Origin of the sequence: Pantoea sp. NPDC088449, from assembly GCF_044753225.1 — a bacterium.
GTDB classification, from domain to species: Bacteria; Pseudomonadota; Gammaproteobacteria; order Enterobacterales; family Enterobacteriaceae; genus Pantoea; species Pantoea floridensis.
In genome coordinates this window covers 2,177,212-2,191,166 of sequence record NZ_JBIVMT010000001.1, presented here as the reverse complement: position 1 = coordinate 2,191,166, position 13,955 = coordinate 2,177,212, and the positions used below count along the sequence as shown (strand labels likewise).

15 protein-coding genes are annotated in these 13,955 nt (G+C 56.2%); 11 read left to right on the top strand and 4 right to left on the bottom strand.

All coding sequences use genetic code 11. The features are described from left to right. Positions 1-10: 10 nt before the first annotated feature. On the top strand, positions 11-778 hold the full coding sequence (pstB, locus tag ACIP6T_RS10480; RefSeq protein ID WP_400456790.1) for a phosphate ABC transporter ATP-binding protein PstB: 768 nt from the start codon (positions 11-13) through the stop codon (positions 776-778). 62 nt (positions 779-840) lie between these two features. On the opposite strand, the gene purN is transcribed toward pstB, so the two are convergent. Further along, positions 841-1,479 (bottom strand): phosphoribosylglycinamide formyltransferase, encoded by a 639-nt coding sequence (gene purN / locus ACIP6T_RS10475; protein ID WP_400456788.1) that lies wholly within the window; start codon positions 1,477-1,479, stop codon positions 841-843. Then, positions 1,476-2,516: a phosphoribosylformylglycinamidine cyclo-ligase gene (gene purM / locus ACIP6T_RS10470; protein ID WP_345828754.1), complete on the bottom strand. Its 1,041-nt coding sequence runs from the start codon at positions 2,514-2,516 to the stop codon at positions 1,476-1,478. Before purM ends, purN begins: the two co-directional genes overlap by 4 nt. 241 nt (positions 2,517-2,757) lie before the next feature. On the opposite strand from purM, the gene upp reads away from it, so the two are divergent. From upp to hda, 3 genes are all read left to right on the top strand, one after another. After that, positions 2,758-3,384, top strand: a complete 627-nt coding sequence (gene upp / locus ACIP6T_RS10465; RefSeq protein ID WP_007884850.1) for a uracil phosphoribosyltransferase — start codon at positions 2,758-2,760, stop codon at positions 3,382-3,384. Between the two features lie 123 nt (positions 3,385-3,507). Further along, entirely contained in the window at positions 3,508-4,791 is a 1,284-nt protein-coding gene (gene uraA, locus ACIP6T_RS10460) for a uracil permease (RefSeq protein ID WP_097096451.1), read from the top strand. Between the two features lie 93 nt (positions 4,792-4,884). Beyond that, the gene (gene hda, locus ACIP6T_RS10455; protein WP_400457125.1) at positions 4,885-5,586 is read left to right on the top strand and encodes a DnaA inactivator Hda; all 702 of its coding nucleotides are present in this window, start codon (positions 4,885-4,887) and stop codon (positions 5,584-5,586) included. 193 nt (positions 5,587-5,779) lie between these two features. Here hda and ACIP6T_RS10450 read toward each other — a convergent pair whose 3' ends face one another. Then, positions 5,780-7,243 (bottom strand): M48 family metalloprotease, encoded by a 1,464-nt coding sequence (locus ACIP6T_RS10450; RefSeq protein WP_400456785.1) that lies wholly within the window; start codon positions 7,241-7,243, stop codon positions 5,780-5,782. Further along, positions 7,236-7,574, bottom strand: coding sequence for a hypothetical protein (locus ACIP6T_RS10445; protein ID WP_141400243.1), 339 nt, complete (start codon positions 7,572-7,574; stop codon positions 7,236-7,238). The genes ACIP6T_RS10450 and ACIP6T_RS10445 overlap by 8 nt, the downstream gene beginning before the upstream one ends. A 309-nt stretch (positions 7,575-7,883) precedes the next feature. On the opposite strand from ACIP6T_RS10445, the gene ACIP6T_RS10440 reads away from it, so the two are divergent. The 7 genes from ACIP6T_RS10440 (at position 7,884) to ACIP6T_RS10410 (ending at position 13,935) form a co-directional block, all read left to right on the top strand. Continuing rightward, positions 7,884-8,489: a DsrE family protein gene (locus tag ACIP6T_RS10440; RefSeq protein ID WP_097096455.1), complete on the top strand. Its 606-nt coding sequence runs from the start codon at positions 7,884-7,886 to the stop codon at positions 8,487-8,489. Positions 8,490-8,512: 23 nt separating this feature from the next. Continuing rightward, positions 8,513-9,121, top strand: coding sequence for a DsrE family protein (locus tag ACIP6T_RS10435; protein ID WP_097096456.1), 609 nt, complete (start codon positions 8,513-8,515; stop codon positions 9,119-9,121). 126 nt (positions 9,122-9,247) lie between these two features. Next, positions 9,248-10,267 (top strand): substrate-binding domain-containing protein, encoded by a 1,020-nt coding sequence (locus tag ACIP6T_RS10430; protein ID WP_400456782.1) that lies wholly within the window; start codon positions 9,248-9,250, stop codon positions 10,265-10,267. Positions 10,268-10,332: 65 nt separating this feature from the next. Next, on the top strand, positions 10,333-11,286 hold the full coding sequence (locus tag ACIP6T_RS10425; RefSeq protein WP_400457123.1) for an ABC transporter substrate-binding protein: 954 nt from the start codon (positions 10,333-10,335) through the stop codon (positions 11,284-11,286). Further along, on the top strand, positions 11,286-12,146 hold the full coding sequence (locus tag ACIP6T_RS10420) for an ABC transporter permease (protein ID WP_400456780.1): 861 nt from the start codon (positions 11,286-11,288) through the stop codon (positions 12,144-12,146). Before ACIP6T_RS10425 ends, ACIP6T_RS10420 begins: the two co-directional genes overlap by 1 nt. Further along, complete coding sequence (locus ACIP6T_RS10415) at positions 12,143-12,955, top strand: ABC transporter permease (RefSeq protein WP_400456778.1); 813 nt, start codon at positions 12,143-12,145, stop codon at positions 12,953-12,955. The genes ACIP6T_RS10420 and ACIP6T_RS10415 overlap by 4 nt, the downstream gene beginning before the upstream one ends. Then, entirely contained in the window at positions 12,952-13,935 is a 984-nt protein-coding gene (locus ACIP6T_RS10410; protein ID WP_400456776.1) for an ABC transporter ATP-binding protein, read from the top strand. The genes ACIP6T_RS10415 and ACIP6T_RS10410 overlap by 4 nt, the downstream gene beginning before the upstream one ends. Positions 13,936-13,955 lie beyond the last annotated feature (20 nt).

Below are 13,955 nucleotides of genomic sequence, written 5' to 3'. Positions count from 1 at the left end.
AGGTTTTCTGATGACGCGCGATCACGACATTGCTCTTACCGTTAATCAGCTATCGCTGTGGTACGGCGAGCGCCAGGCGTTAAATAATATTGATCTGCAGATCCCCAAAAACCGTATCACGGCGCTGATTGGTCCTTCCGGCTGTGGCAAATCCACGCTGCTGCGCTGTTTTAATCGTATGAATGATGTGATTGATCGCTGTCGCATTGAGGGCGAAATTTTACTCGATCGTTACGCCGTGATGCAGGCGAATCAGGATCTTCCCGCCCTGCGTCGCCGCGTAGGCATGGTGTTTCAGCGACCGAATCCGTTCCCCAAATCAATTTACGAAAACGTGGTGTACGGCCTGCGCTTGCAGGGCGTGCGCGATCGCCGCGTGCTGAATGAAGCCTGCGAACGTGCGCTGCGCGCGGCGGCGCTGTGGAGCGAAGTGAAGGATCAGCTGGGGCAGAATGCGTTAACGCTCTCGACCGGTCAGCAGCAGCGTTTAGTGATTGCGCGCGCCATTGCGATTGAACCCGAGGTGTTGCTGCTGGATGAGCCGACGTCGGCGCTCGATCCGATTTCAACCCTGGTGATCGAAGAGCTGATGACCACGCTGAAGCAGCATTTCACGCTGGTGCTGGTGACGCACAACATGCAGCAGGCGGCGCGGGTGTCGGATTACACCGCGTTTATGCATAACGGTCAGCTGGTGGAATTTGATGAAACCGATCGCATCTTTACCTCGCCAAAAGCGCGACGCACCGAAGATTACATTACGGGAAGGTTTGGTTAATGACGGTCGCCATGAATGGCGACCCTACATCGTAGGGTGCGCATTTATGCGCACCAGAGAAATCAGTCGTGGGCGTAACCCTGCGGCGGCAATGGTTCACCATCCAACCATGCTTTACCCGCACGCATCTGCAAACGCCCATCAACAAACCAGCTGATGACTAGTGGATAAATTGCGTGTTCCTGATGCTGCACGCGCGCGCTGATGTCATCTTCGCTATCGCCCGCAAACACCGGCACGCGCGCCTGCAAAACGATCGGTCCGCCATCCAGCTCGTCAGTCACAAAATGCACCGAGGTGCCATGCTCCTCGTCGCCGTTTTCCAGCGCCTGACGATGAGTATGCAAACCCGGATACTTTGGCAATAGCGACGGATGGATATTCACCAAACGATCGTGATAGTGCGCGACGAAGGTCGGACTGAGGATACGCATATAGCCGGCGAGCACCACCAGATCGGGCGCGTAAGCATCAATCTCCTGCATCAGCTGGCGATCAAAAGCATCACGGTCGGCAAACTCGCTGGCGGCTAACGCGTGGCTGGGAACATGGGCTTCCCGCGCGCGCGTCAAACCATAGGCGCTGGCTTTATTACTGAAAACGGCAGCAACGCTGCCGTTAATCCGCCCGCTTGCGCAGGCGTCGAGGATGGACTGAAGATTGCTTCCGTTGCCGGAGATCAGCACAACCAGTTTTTTCATGGGTTAATAACCACACGCTCTTCAGCATCAGAGGCTTTAATCACACCAATTTTCCACGCTTTTTCGCCAGCGTCGGTCATTAGCTGTACCGCTTTATCCGCATCCGCTGGGCTCAGCGCAATCACCATGCCCACGCCGCAGTTAAAGGTGCGGTACATTTCGTGACGGCTGACGTTGCCGGCCTGCTGCATCCAGGTAAATACTGACGGCCACTGCCAGCTGCTCTCTTCCAGCACGGCTTGGGTGTTGTCTGGCAACACGCGTGGGATATTTTCCCAGAAGCCGCCGCCGGTCAGATGTGAAATCGCATGCACATCAACCTGTTCAATCAGGCTAAGGATGTTTTTCACGTAAATGCGGGTAGGTGCCAGCAGGTGATCGGCCAGTGATTTGCCGTCCAGCTGCTTGGTTTCTGGATCGGTCTGGCTGACTTCCAGAATTTTGCGCACCAGCGAGTAACCGTTCGAATGCGGGCCGCTGGAACCCAGCGCAATCAGCACGTCGCCGTCCTGCACTTTCGAACCGTCAATGATTTCTGATTTTTCCACCACGCCAACGCAGAAACCGGCCACGTCGTAATCTTCGCCGTGATACATGCCTGGCATTTCAGCGGTTTCGCCGCCCACCAGCGCACAGCCCGACTGCAAGCAGCCTTCGGCGATGCCGGTGATGACCGATGACGCGGTTTCTACATCCAGCTTGCCGGTCGCGTAATAATCGAGGAAGAACAGCGGCTCTGCACCTTGCACGATCAGGTCGTTGACACACATCGCAACCAGATCGATGCCGATGCTATCGTGGCGTTTGAGATCCATCGCCAGACGCAGCTTGGTGCCGACGCCATCAGTTCCGGAGACCAGCACCGGCTCGCGGTACTTTTGCGGCAGCGCACAGAGCGCACCGAATCCGCCCAATCCACCCATTACTTCCGGGCGGCGGGTTTTTTTCACTACGCCTTTAATACGGTCAACCAGATCGTTACCAGCATCGATATCGACACCGGCGTCTTTGTAGCTGAGAGAGGTTTTGTCGGTCACTGCGGAATCCCCACGCGAGTTGCGGTTGGTGGCAAAAATTAAGCGCGGCAATTCTAACAGCGCAGGCAAACGTTTGCGAGTCCCATCTCACGCTGCCTTTGCACAGCGTCAGATTTTCGCCAATCCTTACTCTTGAGCTGATTAAGGCAAGCCATTGACCGATGACAAGTGGCGCGGCGGCGAAAAGGCGGTATAATCCGGCGATTTTTTTTTAGCTCAACTCAATTCCGGGAGAACAATCATGAAGATCGTGGAAGTCAAACACCCGCTGGTCAAACATAAACTGGGCCTGATGCGTGAGCATGATATCAGCACCAAGCGTTTCCGCGAGCTGGCCTCGGAAGTGGGCAGCCTGCTGACCTATGAAGCTACTGCCGATCTGGAAACCGAGCGCGTAACTATCGAAGGCTGGAACGGTCCGGTCGAAATCGATCAGATCAAAGGTAAAAAAATCACCGTCGTTCCGATTCTGCGTGCGGGCCTGGGCATGATGGAAGGGGTGCTCGAGCACGTACCGAGCGCGCGTATCAGCGTGGTTGGCGTCTATCGTGATGAAGAGACGCTGGAGCCAGTACCATACTTCCAGAAGCTGGTATCGAATATTGAAGAGCGCCTGGCGCTGGTGGTCGATCCGATGCTGGCAACCGGTGGTTCCATGATTGCGACTATCGACCTGCTGAAGAAAGCCGGTTGTACCAGCATTAAAGTGCTGGTGCTAGTGGCCGCGCCGGAAGGCATTGCGGCTTTAGAAAAAGCGCATCCGGATGTGGAGCTGTACACCGCATCTGTCGATCAGGGATTGAACGAAAAGGGATACATCATCCCGGGACTCGGCGATGCCGGGGACAAGATTTTCGGAACCAAATAAAGCAACCAGCCGGCCAGAGAGTCGGCTTTTTTTTGTCTAAAAACACAACAATGTCATCCTTGAGTTATTCACGCCCGGGCAATGCAGCCATAGCGTGAAGAACGTAGAGGATAGGGGATAATAATGACTCGTCGCGCTATTGGCGTTAGCGAACGCCCACCGCTACTGCAAACCATTCCACTCAGCCTGCAGCACCTGTTCGCCATGTTTGGCGCAACCGTGCTGGTGCCAATTCTGTTCCACATCAACCCGGCTACGGTGTTGCTGTTCAATGGCGTCGGTACGCTGCTCTATCTGTTTATCTGTAAAGGCAAAATTCCGGCCTATCTCGGCTCAAGCTTTGCTTTTATTTCGCCGGTGCTGCTGCTGTTGCCGCTCGGTTATGAAGTGGCGCTTGGTGGCTTTATCCTCTGTGGTTTCCTGTTCTGTGTGGTGGCATTGATCGTGAAGAAAGCCGGTACCGGCTGGCTTGATGTGATGTTCCCGCCAGCGGCGATGGGCGCGATTGTGGCGGTTATCGGCCTGGAACTGGCGGGTGTGGCGGCGAATATGGCTGGTTTGTTGCCTGCTGACGGTACCTCGCCAGACAGCAAAACCGTGATCATCTCGATGGTGACGCTAGCGGTCACCGTATTTGGTTCGGTGCTGTTCCGTGGCTTCCTCGCCATCATCCCGATCCTGATCGGCGTACTGGTGGGTTATGCGCTCTCGTCTGCGATGGGCATTGTTGACTGGAGTACGGTAGAGAATGCGCCCTGGTTTGCGCTGCCAACCTTCTACACGCCACGCTTTGAGTGGGTGGCGATGCTGACCATTCTGCCTGCCGCGCTAGTGGTGATTGCCGAGCATGTCGGCCACTTAGTGGTGACGGCCAACATCGTGAAGAAAGATCTGATTCGCGATCCTGGGCTGCATCGCTCCATGTTTGCCAACGGTTTATCCACCATGATCTCCGGCTTCTTCGGCTCAACGCCAAACACCACTTACGGCGAGAACATCGGGGTAATGGCGATTACCCGCGTTTACAGCACTTGGGTGATCGGTGGCGCGGCAATCTTCGCTATCCTGCTCTCTTGCGTTGGCAAGCTGGCGGCGGCAATCCAGGCGATTCCGGTGCCGGTCATGGGCGGCGTATCGCTGCTGCTGTACGGCGTGATCGGCGCATCGGGTATTCGTGTGCTGATCGAATCCAAAGTGGATTACAACAAGGCGCAGAACCTGATCCTGACGTCGGTAATCCTGATCATCGGCGTGAGCGGTGCCAAAGTGCACATTGGCGCCGCCGAGTTAAAAGGCATGGCGCTGGCGACGATTGTTGGCGTGGGCCTGGCACTGATTTTCCGTTTAATCAGCCTGTTACGTCCTGAAGAAGTGGTGCTGGATGCGGAAGAGAAGCGCGAAAGCTAAGGCTGCAAGCCGGGCAGGGAAGCCCGGTTCATCTCCGACAAAGATCGTGATAAACTTGCGCGGTTTTCTGCCCGCTCATCCGTTGAGGTACTTCTGAACACGCCGGCACAGCTCTCACTGCCACTCTATTTACCCGATGATGAAACCTTCGCCAGTTTCTGGCCGGGGGAAAACACGTCTCTGCTGGCGGCGCTGCAAGGCGCACTTTCACAGCAACACGGCAGCTATCTCTATTTCTGGTCACGCGAAGGCGGCGGCCGCAGTCATTTGCTGCACGCGGCCTGCGCCGAACTCTCGGCGCGCGGCGAAGCGGTGGGTTATGTGCCGCTGGATAAACGTACGTGGTTCGTACCGGAAGTGCTGGAAGGCATGGAGAATCTGGCGCTGGTATGCATCGATAATATCGAATGTATTGCGGGCGATCCCGAATGGGAAATGGCGATCTTCGATCTCTACAATCGCATCCTGGAAATCGGTAAAACGCGTTTACTGATTACGGGCGATCGACCGCCGCGCCAGCTCAATCTCGGCTTACCGGATCTGGCTTCGCGTCTTGATTGGGGGCAGATCTACCGTTTGCAGCCGCTGTCGGATGAAGATAAATTGCAGGCGATGCAGCTGCGTGCGGGATTACGTGGCTTTGAGCTGCCGGAAGATGTTGGGCGCTTCCTGCTGAAACGACTCGATCGCGAAATGCGCACGCTGTTTGATACGCTGGATCGCCTCGATCGCGCCTCCATTAGCGCGCAGCGTAAACTCACCATTCCCTTTGTTAAGGAAGCGCTGGATCTTTAACGCATTGTAACGAATGGATTTAAGCTGAATTAACCGCGCCACATGCCGTAGCGGCGCAATTCATTGCGCGATAAATCGCGCCGCTACGGAACGTGCGATGATTTATTCACGCTTAAGCGATCGGCATTAAGCCATGAATGGCGACCCTACGTGCGCGGTTTTCGTAGGGTGCGCATTTATGCGCACCTGGACATTATCCCTTCTGATACACCTTGAAGCGCTTTTGCAGTTCACGGAACTGATCGATGCGCGCGTCATAGCGCGCCTGCTTCAGGCTGCCGAGCGGTACCTGCGCACTGGCGCTACTCAAGGTGCTTATGGCCTGATCGAGTTGCCCATTTAGCGCTAAACCTTCGGCACGCGCCGAGAGTTCTTCATCACGCAAGCCCTGTGCGGCCGAAGCCTGCGCCAGCAGATCCCAGGCGTTGAGATCGTCCGGATGCGCGAAAGTGTAGCGGTTGAGAATGCGGCTGGCGTTCGCCGGCTGTTTCGCTTCAACATAGGCGTTGGCGAGGTTCAGTTGCAGCACCGGATTGGTGCTGCTGCCTTTGGCGCTACTCAGCATGGTGATTGCCTGCTGTGGCTGGTTCAGTCCGATGTCGATATCGGTCATGATATCGAGAAACCAAACGTTGTCCGGCTGCTTCGCCAGCAGCGGCGCAATCACACGCTTCGCGCTATCAAAGCTTTTCGCCTGCAGGAACTGCACTGCTTTACCGTACTGCGCCGCTTGCTGTTCACGCACGTTGCCTTTGCTGTACTCATTTAACAAATCATCGGTCAGCTGATTACGGCCAGTGGAGTACATGCCCAGCGAGCGCACCTTAGCCATATAAAAATCCTGTGAGGATTGCACCACCACTGGACGCATCTGGTTGGCACGGTTGCGCGCATCGGCCAGGCGGCTGTCGGGCAACGGATGCGTTAGCAAAATTTCCGGCGGCTTGGAGGAGAAGCGGCTTTGATCGGCCAGTTTTTGCAGGAAGTTTGGCATCGCTTGCGGATCGAAGCCGGCCCGTTGCAGCACCTGGATGCCGATGCGGTCCGCTTCCTGTTCATTGCCTTGCGTAAAGCTGATGATGCCTTGCTGCGTGCCCGCCAGCGTACCGGTCAACGCTGCCATGCCTGCTTGTGGACTGGCCATCGCCAGCAGAATGGAACCCAGCGCACCCACCCAGGTAAGGGGCGCGTTACGTTTCTGCTCTTCCATCGCGCGCGCCAAATGGCGCTGAGTCACGTGCGAGATTTCATGCGCCATGACCGAGGCGAGCTGGCTTTCATTATCGGTGTAGCGGAACAGCGAGGAGTGCAGCACTACATTGCCGCCAAAGAAGGCAAAAGCGTTAAGCTCATCGTTTTGAATCAGAAAGAAGTGAAACGGCGTGCGTACCGAATTGGCGTGCGCCACCAGACGCTGGCCAAGTTCATTAATGTATTGATTTAGTAGCGGATCGTTAATCAGTGGCGCACTGGCACGCAGCTGGCGCACGTAGAAGTCGCCCATCTGCAATTCCTGATTAATCGACAGCGTTGAACCTGCCGTGGTGCCCATATCAGGCAGCGTATCACTCAGGTCGGCACGCGCACTGAGTGCGGGCGTAAGCAGCAGCGTAGGAATAAGGGCTGCCAGCACTGATTTTTTCAACCGGTTAAACATGCCTTGATCCTGTAAAAGTCACCTGATTTTGGACAGGTAAGAGGTTCAAATGTTCTGCGCTCTCATCCATTTGTGCAGCGCGCTCTATCTTAACCAGCCTGCCGCGACAAGCAAAGCGTGTCGCTAAACGAAGGTGAAATGAAAAAATGGTCGCGGTATTGAAAAATTGCAGCAAAAAATTGAATAGCTGTGCGCTTATAAATAGGCGTTGCTTAACATCAAAACTTAAAGTTAAGTAAAGTTGCTCAAAATTACTGAATTTGGCATGAACTTTTCCAGGTTTACTCTGAAAAGCAGTGGACAATCTGAGGTATTGGCCCATTTTATCCATCAACTAATTTAATCGTGAATGAGACACGCGTTACGCGCTATACAGTTATTAACGGATAGATTTTAAACGCACGTAAACTTATTTCCTCTGGATTGTGCTCACCATTTCACGGCCAGCCATTTCTGCGCTTTCCCCGCCGTAACAATCGAAAGGCTTTTTCAATTAACCCTGCTAATTATTTTTCGCGCAATGAATATGCCGGACACCCCGTCAGTACAGGACTTTTGCCCGGCGTGCGCTGTGGTATAGATAAGGCACTTTATTCAAACGGACTGTGAATTGACGCGCAGTGCATGCCGGAGAATCTTTATGCGTTCTGTTGTTTCATATGCCCTGATTGCCATTGTGGGTGGTTTTGTGGGCGCCACCGTGAGTAAAGGTGATGACCTGTATCAGCGCGTGGTAAGTCATTTTTCCTCCGAACCGACCGATCCGGATGGTTTCTGGAGCACTCCCGCCGTCGATGGCTACGGCAAAATCCATTATGAAGCTGACGCGGCATTTAAGCCGGTTGTGGGCCTGAGCAACAAAGTGGTGTTTCAGATCACCAAAAGCGAAGGGGATATGAAGCGGCCAAATCTTGGACTGGAGCGCGTGGCGCGCGTGGTCAATCTCTATATCGCTTCAGGCGTACCAGCCGAGGATCTGCATTTTGTCGTTTCGGTCACCGGTGATGCCACACCCGCGATGCTGGATAACGCGCATTTTCAGCAGTTCTACAAAGCCGATAACCCGAACTTAGCGCTGATTGGCGCACTGAATAAGTTGGGTGTGAAGGTGTCGGTGTGCGATCAGTCCGTGGCGTTCCATCACTTCCCCAAAGCGTGGATCGATGCTTCCGTGATTCATGCTCTCTCCAGTCCGACCACCGTGTCGACGCTGGAAAATCAGGGTTATGCCCTTTTACAGATGTAAATTTCAGCTACAGGAGAAGTGAAATGCGTCCAGCATCCTATATTGTCATCGCCGCACTGGCAGGTTTTGTCGGCGGTAATGTGTTACAGCTTCCGGAATGGGTAGATAAAGTCAGCGGCAAGTTTGCGGACAAGAAAAGTGAACCCGCCGATTTCTGGAGCACACCTGCCATCGCGGGTTATGGCAAGATCCACTTTGTCAGCGTACCAGACTACAATCCCGCCGCCACGCCGGGTTTGAGCAATAAAGTTGTCTTCCAGATTAACCGCAGCGAAGGCGATATTCGTCAGCCCAACCTCGGGCTGGAGCGTGTGGCGCGCGTGACAAACCTCTATTACGCAGCGGGCGTACCGCTGGATCAGCTGAAGTTTGTGGTATCGATTAATAGCGATGCGGTGCCAGCGGCGCTGAATAACGACCAGTTCCGCAAAGCGTATGGCACCGATAACCCAAACCTTAAGCTGATTGATGAGCTTAAAAAGGCGGGCGTGAAAGTGACTATTTGCGATCAGTCGGTGGCTTTCCATCAGCTGGAACGTAACTGGATTGATACCCGCGTCACGCATACGTTGTCGAGTGGTACCACCGTCGCCTCGCTGCAAAACGAAGGTTACGCCTTCCTGATGTTGTAATTTCTGACTGACAGCAGTTGGCGCTGCTGTCATCTTCCCGTCATTTTTCCGCGATGTTGCTGTCACAGTTCGCCGCTAGTTTAAGCGCCAATGAGATCGATCTCATTGGTACTTTACGAGGCGAATATGTCCGATTTGATCAGTGTGGCCAAACTGGCTGGCGTTTCTCGCGCCACCGCCGCACGCGCTTTTTCCGATCCGCATCTGTTGCGCACTGACACCCTGCAGAAGGTGTTGATGGCATCCGAGCAGCTCGGCTTTCGCCCCAATCATATTGCCCGCCAGCTGCGTACCCAGAACTCCACCACGCTCGGCGTGCTGCTGCCGTCGCTGCTCAATCCCATCTTCGCCCGCCAGCTGCAGGCGATGGAGCGCCAGGCACGCGTGGCCGGTTATGGCTTGCTGGTGGCGACCAGCGATTATCAGCCCGAGCGTGAAGCGGCCATTGTTGAACACATGCTGCGCCAGCGCGTCGCCGGTTTGGTTCTGACCGTGGCCGATGCCGACCACAGCGCGGTGCTGCAAACCTTACAGCAGGCGGAAATGCCGTTTGTGCTGACGCATAACGTGCCTCAGGAGAGTCATTGGCCAGCGATTTGCGTCGATAACCGTCAGGCGATGCAGGAAGCCACCGACCATCTGCTGGCGCTTGGGCATCGCCACATCGGCATGGTGGCAGGGCCAATGCTGCAATCGGACCGCGCGCGTCTGCGCTATCAAGGCTATGGCGATGCGATGCAGCGGGCGGGATTGCTTCCGCTGCCGGTGATCGAAATGGCCAGCCACACGCAATCTGATTTCGCGCGGTTGCAGCCTCAGCTGCAAGGCGATACGCCGCTCAGCGCCGTAATTTGTACCAATGATTTGCTCGCCATCAGCCTGATTGGTGCCGCGGCACGCGCTGGCGTGCGCATTCCACAGCAGCTGTCGGTAATGGGCTTTGATGGCATTGATATTGGCGAGCACATGGCGCCCTCGCTGGCGAGTGTCACACAGCCAGTCGATTTGCTTGGCGCTGGCGCTATCGACATGTTGTTACAACAGGCCAGCCGCGGTACGCGCGTGCTGCCACATCAAATACGGCTCGGCGCCAGCATCGCCGCCCCCGCTTTATCTTTGATCGCTAACTCCAGGGAACCATCATGACGCTGCATAAAAAAGTAAAAATCGTTGCCGGTGCGCTTGTAATCAGTGCCGGTTCGCTGTTCAGCATGACCTCTCACGCCGCCGATACCGCGATTTGCTACAACTGTCCGCCCGAATGGGCCGACTGGGGAACCCAGCTTAAAGCTATCGCCAAAGACACCGGTATTCAGGTGCCGCAGGACAACAAAAACTCCGGTCAGGCGCTGGCGCAGATGGTGGCGGAGAAAGGTAATCCGGTGGCAGATGTGGTTTATTACGGCGTCAGTTTTGGCATCCAGGCCGACAGCGCCGGCGTTATCACCGGTTACCAGCCCGCCCATTGGGACGAGATCCCAGCCGGCATGAAAGATCCGGACGGCAAATGGGTGGCGCTGCATTCTGGCACCATGGGCTTTATGGTTAATGTTGATGCCCTTGGCGGCGCACCGGTACCGCAATCCTGGGACGACCTGCTGAAGCCAGAATATAAAGGCATGATCGGCTACCTCGATCCGGCCAGCGCCTTTGTGGGCTATGTGGCGGCGGTGGCGGTGAATCAGGCGAAGGGCGGCAACATGCAGGACTTCACGCCTGCGATCAACTGGTTCAAAAAATTGCAGGCCAACCAGCCGATCGTACCGAAGCAGACTGCCTATGCGCGCCTGATTTCCGGTGAGATCCCCATCCTGCTCGATTACGACTTCAACGCCTATCGCGCCAAATATAAAGATCACGCCAACGTGGCCTTTGTTATTCCCAAAGAGGGCACGGTGACGGTGCCGTACGTCATCAGCCTGGTGAAGAACGCACCGCACCCAGCCAACGGCAAAAAAGTGATCGACTACGTGCTGTCGGATAAAGGTCAGGCAATTTGGGCCAATGCCTTCCTGCGTCCGGTGCGTCCTTCAGCGATGTCGGCCGACGCGAAGAAATTCTTCCTGCCAGATAGCGATTATGCACGTGCGCAAACCGTGGACTACCAGCAGATGGCGGATGCGCAGAAAGCCTTCTCGGCAAAATACCTGAGTGAGATTCGTTAATGTCGATGTCTGACACCCTGGCGACCACGCGTCGCCAGATTCGCACACTGCCGGGCAGCCGCTGGCTGTGGCTGACGCTGCCCGCGCTGTTATTCTTCTGCGCTTTCTGGCTGTTGCCGTTTGCCCGGTTGCTGCAAATGGGGATGCAAGAAGACCGCAGCACCCAACACAGCGGTTACTGGACGGTACTCAGCCAGCCGCATTACCTGGTGAGTTTGCTAAACACGGTACTGCTGTCGCTGGCGGTGACGCTGGTGACGTTAATGATTGCCGCCATCGTTGGCTGCTTCCTCGCGCGCCAGCGTTTTGCTGGACGCGGTATCTTGCTGGCACTGCTGACGTTTCCGCTGGCGTTTCCCGGCGTGGTGGTGGGCTTTCTGGTGGTGATGCTCGCTGGACGTCAGGGATTGCTGGCGCAGATTAGCCTGCACCTGGTGCATGAACGCTGGACGCTGGCCTATTCGCTGGCCGGTCTGTTTATCGGCTATCTCTATTTCTCGCTGCCGCGCGCCATCGTCACGCTGGTGGCAGCCAGTGAAAAACTCGATCGCTCGCTGGAAGAGGCGGCACGTTCGCTCGGTGCCAGCCAGTGGCGTATCACCTGGGATGTGATTGTTCCCGGCCTGCAGCCCGCGCTGCTCTCGACCGGCGCACTCTGTTTCGCCACCAGCATGGGCGCGTTTGGCACGGCTTTTACTCTCGGCACCGATTTGGCGGTGCTGCCGCTAACTATCTACGGCGAATTCACCAACTATGCCAACTTTGCGACGGCTGCCGCGCTATCGGTGGTGATGGGCGGATTCGCCTGGCTGGCGCTGATGCTGGCGCGTCGTCTGGCGCAGGCTAAGGGGGCGCAATGAGACGTCGCGGCATGTTTAGTCTGCAACTGCTAATCACCACCTTTACCGCGCTGTTTATGATCGTGCCGGTGGTGCTGTCGATGCTGGCAGGCGTGACCAATAACTATTTTATCGGCCTGCGCAGCGGCCTGACGCTGAAGTGGGTTGAGCAGGTGTGGCAAATGTACGCTGATACCTTCTGGCTCTCGCTGCTCATCGCGCTGTTCTGCCTGCTGGTGACCTTAGTGATTGGCGTGCCGGCAGCGTGGGGCTTGCTGAAAGCGCCGGGACGCTGGGCGGCACGCATTGAAGCGTGTTTGATGCTGCCGGTGGCGCTGCCGGGTTTGGCCACTGCGCTGGGTATTATTCTGCTCTACGGCCAGTTTTCCGGCCTGCGTGATAGCTGGCTGTTCATCCTGATTGGTCACGTGCTGTTCACCTTGCCGTTTATGATGCGGCCGGTATTGGCAGTCATGCAGGCGGTGGATATGCCGCGGCTGGAGGAAGCCTCGGCCAGTCTTGGCGCCACGCTGTGGCAGCGCTTCTTTACCGTGGTGGTGCCGAACTGCCGCAACGGTATTCTCGCCGGGGCTTTTATGGTGATTACGCTCTCGGTGGGCGAATTCAACATTACCTGGATGCTGCACACGCCGCTGACCAAAACCTTGCCGGTTGGCCTTGCCGACAGCTACGCCTCGATGCGGCTGGAAGTAGGATCTGCCTATACGTTAATTTTTATTCTGATGATTCTGCCGCTGCTGCTGATGCTCAATGCCGTGAATCACTGGCTTAACCGCGCGGTCTCGCGCCAATACAAGGAGGCGGCATGAATCCTTCGGCCGTTACCGTAACGCTGCGCCGCTGCGCGCGTCATTTTCACCACCATCAGGCTCTGCAACCGCTCGATCTCACCGTCCATCCCGGCGAAACGCTGGTGCTGCTGGGGCCTTCCGGCTGTGGCAAAACCACCACGCTGCGCATTATCAGCGGACTGGAGAGCTGTGATGCAGGGGGGGAAGTGTGGTTTGACGATCGTAACGTCACCGCCTTGCCGATTGAAAAACGCAACGTCGGCATGGTGTTCCAGAACTACGCCTTGTTTCCAAATCTGAATGTAGCGGAGAACGTGGCATATGGGCTGAAAGTGCAAGGCGTGGCGCGCGCCGAGCGGGAAGCGCGCGTGCAGGAGATGCTTGAACTGGTGGATCTCAGCGCGCTTGCACAGCGCAGTATCGACAAACTTTCCGGCGGGCAAAAGCAGCGTGTGGCGCTGGCCCGCGCGTTAGCCGCACGACCTAAAGTGCTGCTGTTTGATGAGCCGCTGGCAGCGCTGGATGCGCGCCTGCGCGATCGTCTGCGGCTGGAAATTGGCGCACTGTTGAAGAAACTGGCGATCACCGCCGTTTACGTCACTCACGATCAGCAGGAGGCGATGGCGCTCGGCGATCGTATTGCGGTGATGGAGCGGGGCCGTTTGGTGCAAATCGATACGCCGCAGAATATCTACCAGCAGCCGGCTTCGAAGTTTGTCGCCGATTTCGTTGGGGCAATTAATTGCGTGGATGTGGATGCGCGCGGTAATCCGCTGCGTTTCTGCCGTCCTGAAGATGTGCTACTGGCCAGCGACAATCGCTATAGGCGTCAGGGATTTATCCTGGCCAGTACCTTTTTAGGTGCCTCGCAGCGGTTGATGATCGACATTGGGCTGGCGACACCGATTCAGGTGGATCGCCACGCGCGTGAAGCCTGGCATGCCGGACAGCCGGTGAGCTGGATGCTGGCGCAGGACGCCGCGCTGCAATTTGCTTGACAGGTTTTCAGCTGCCCGGT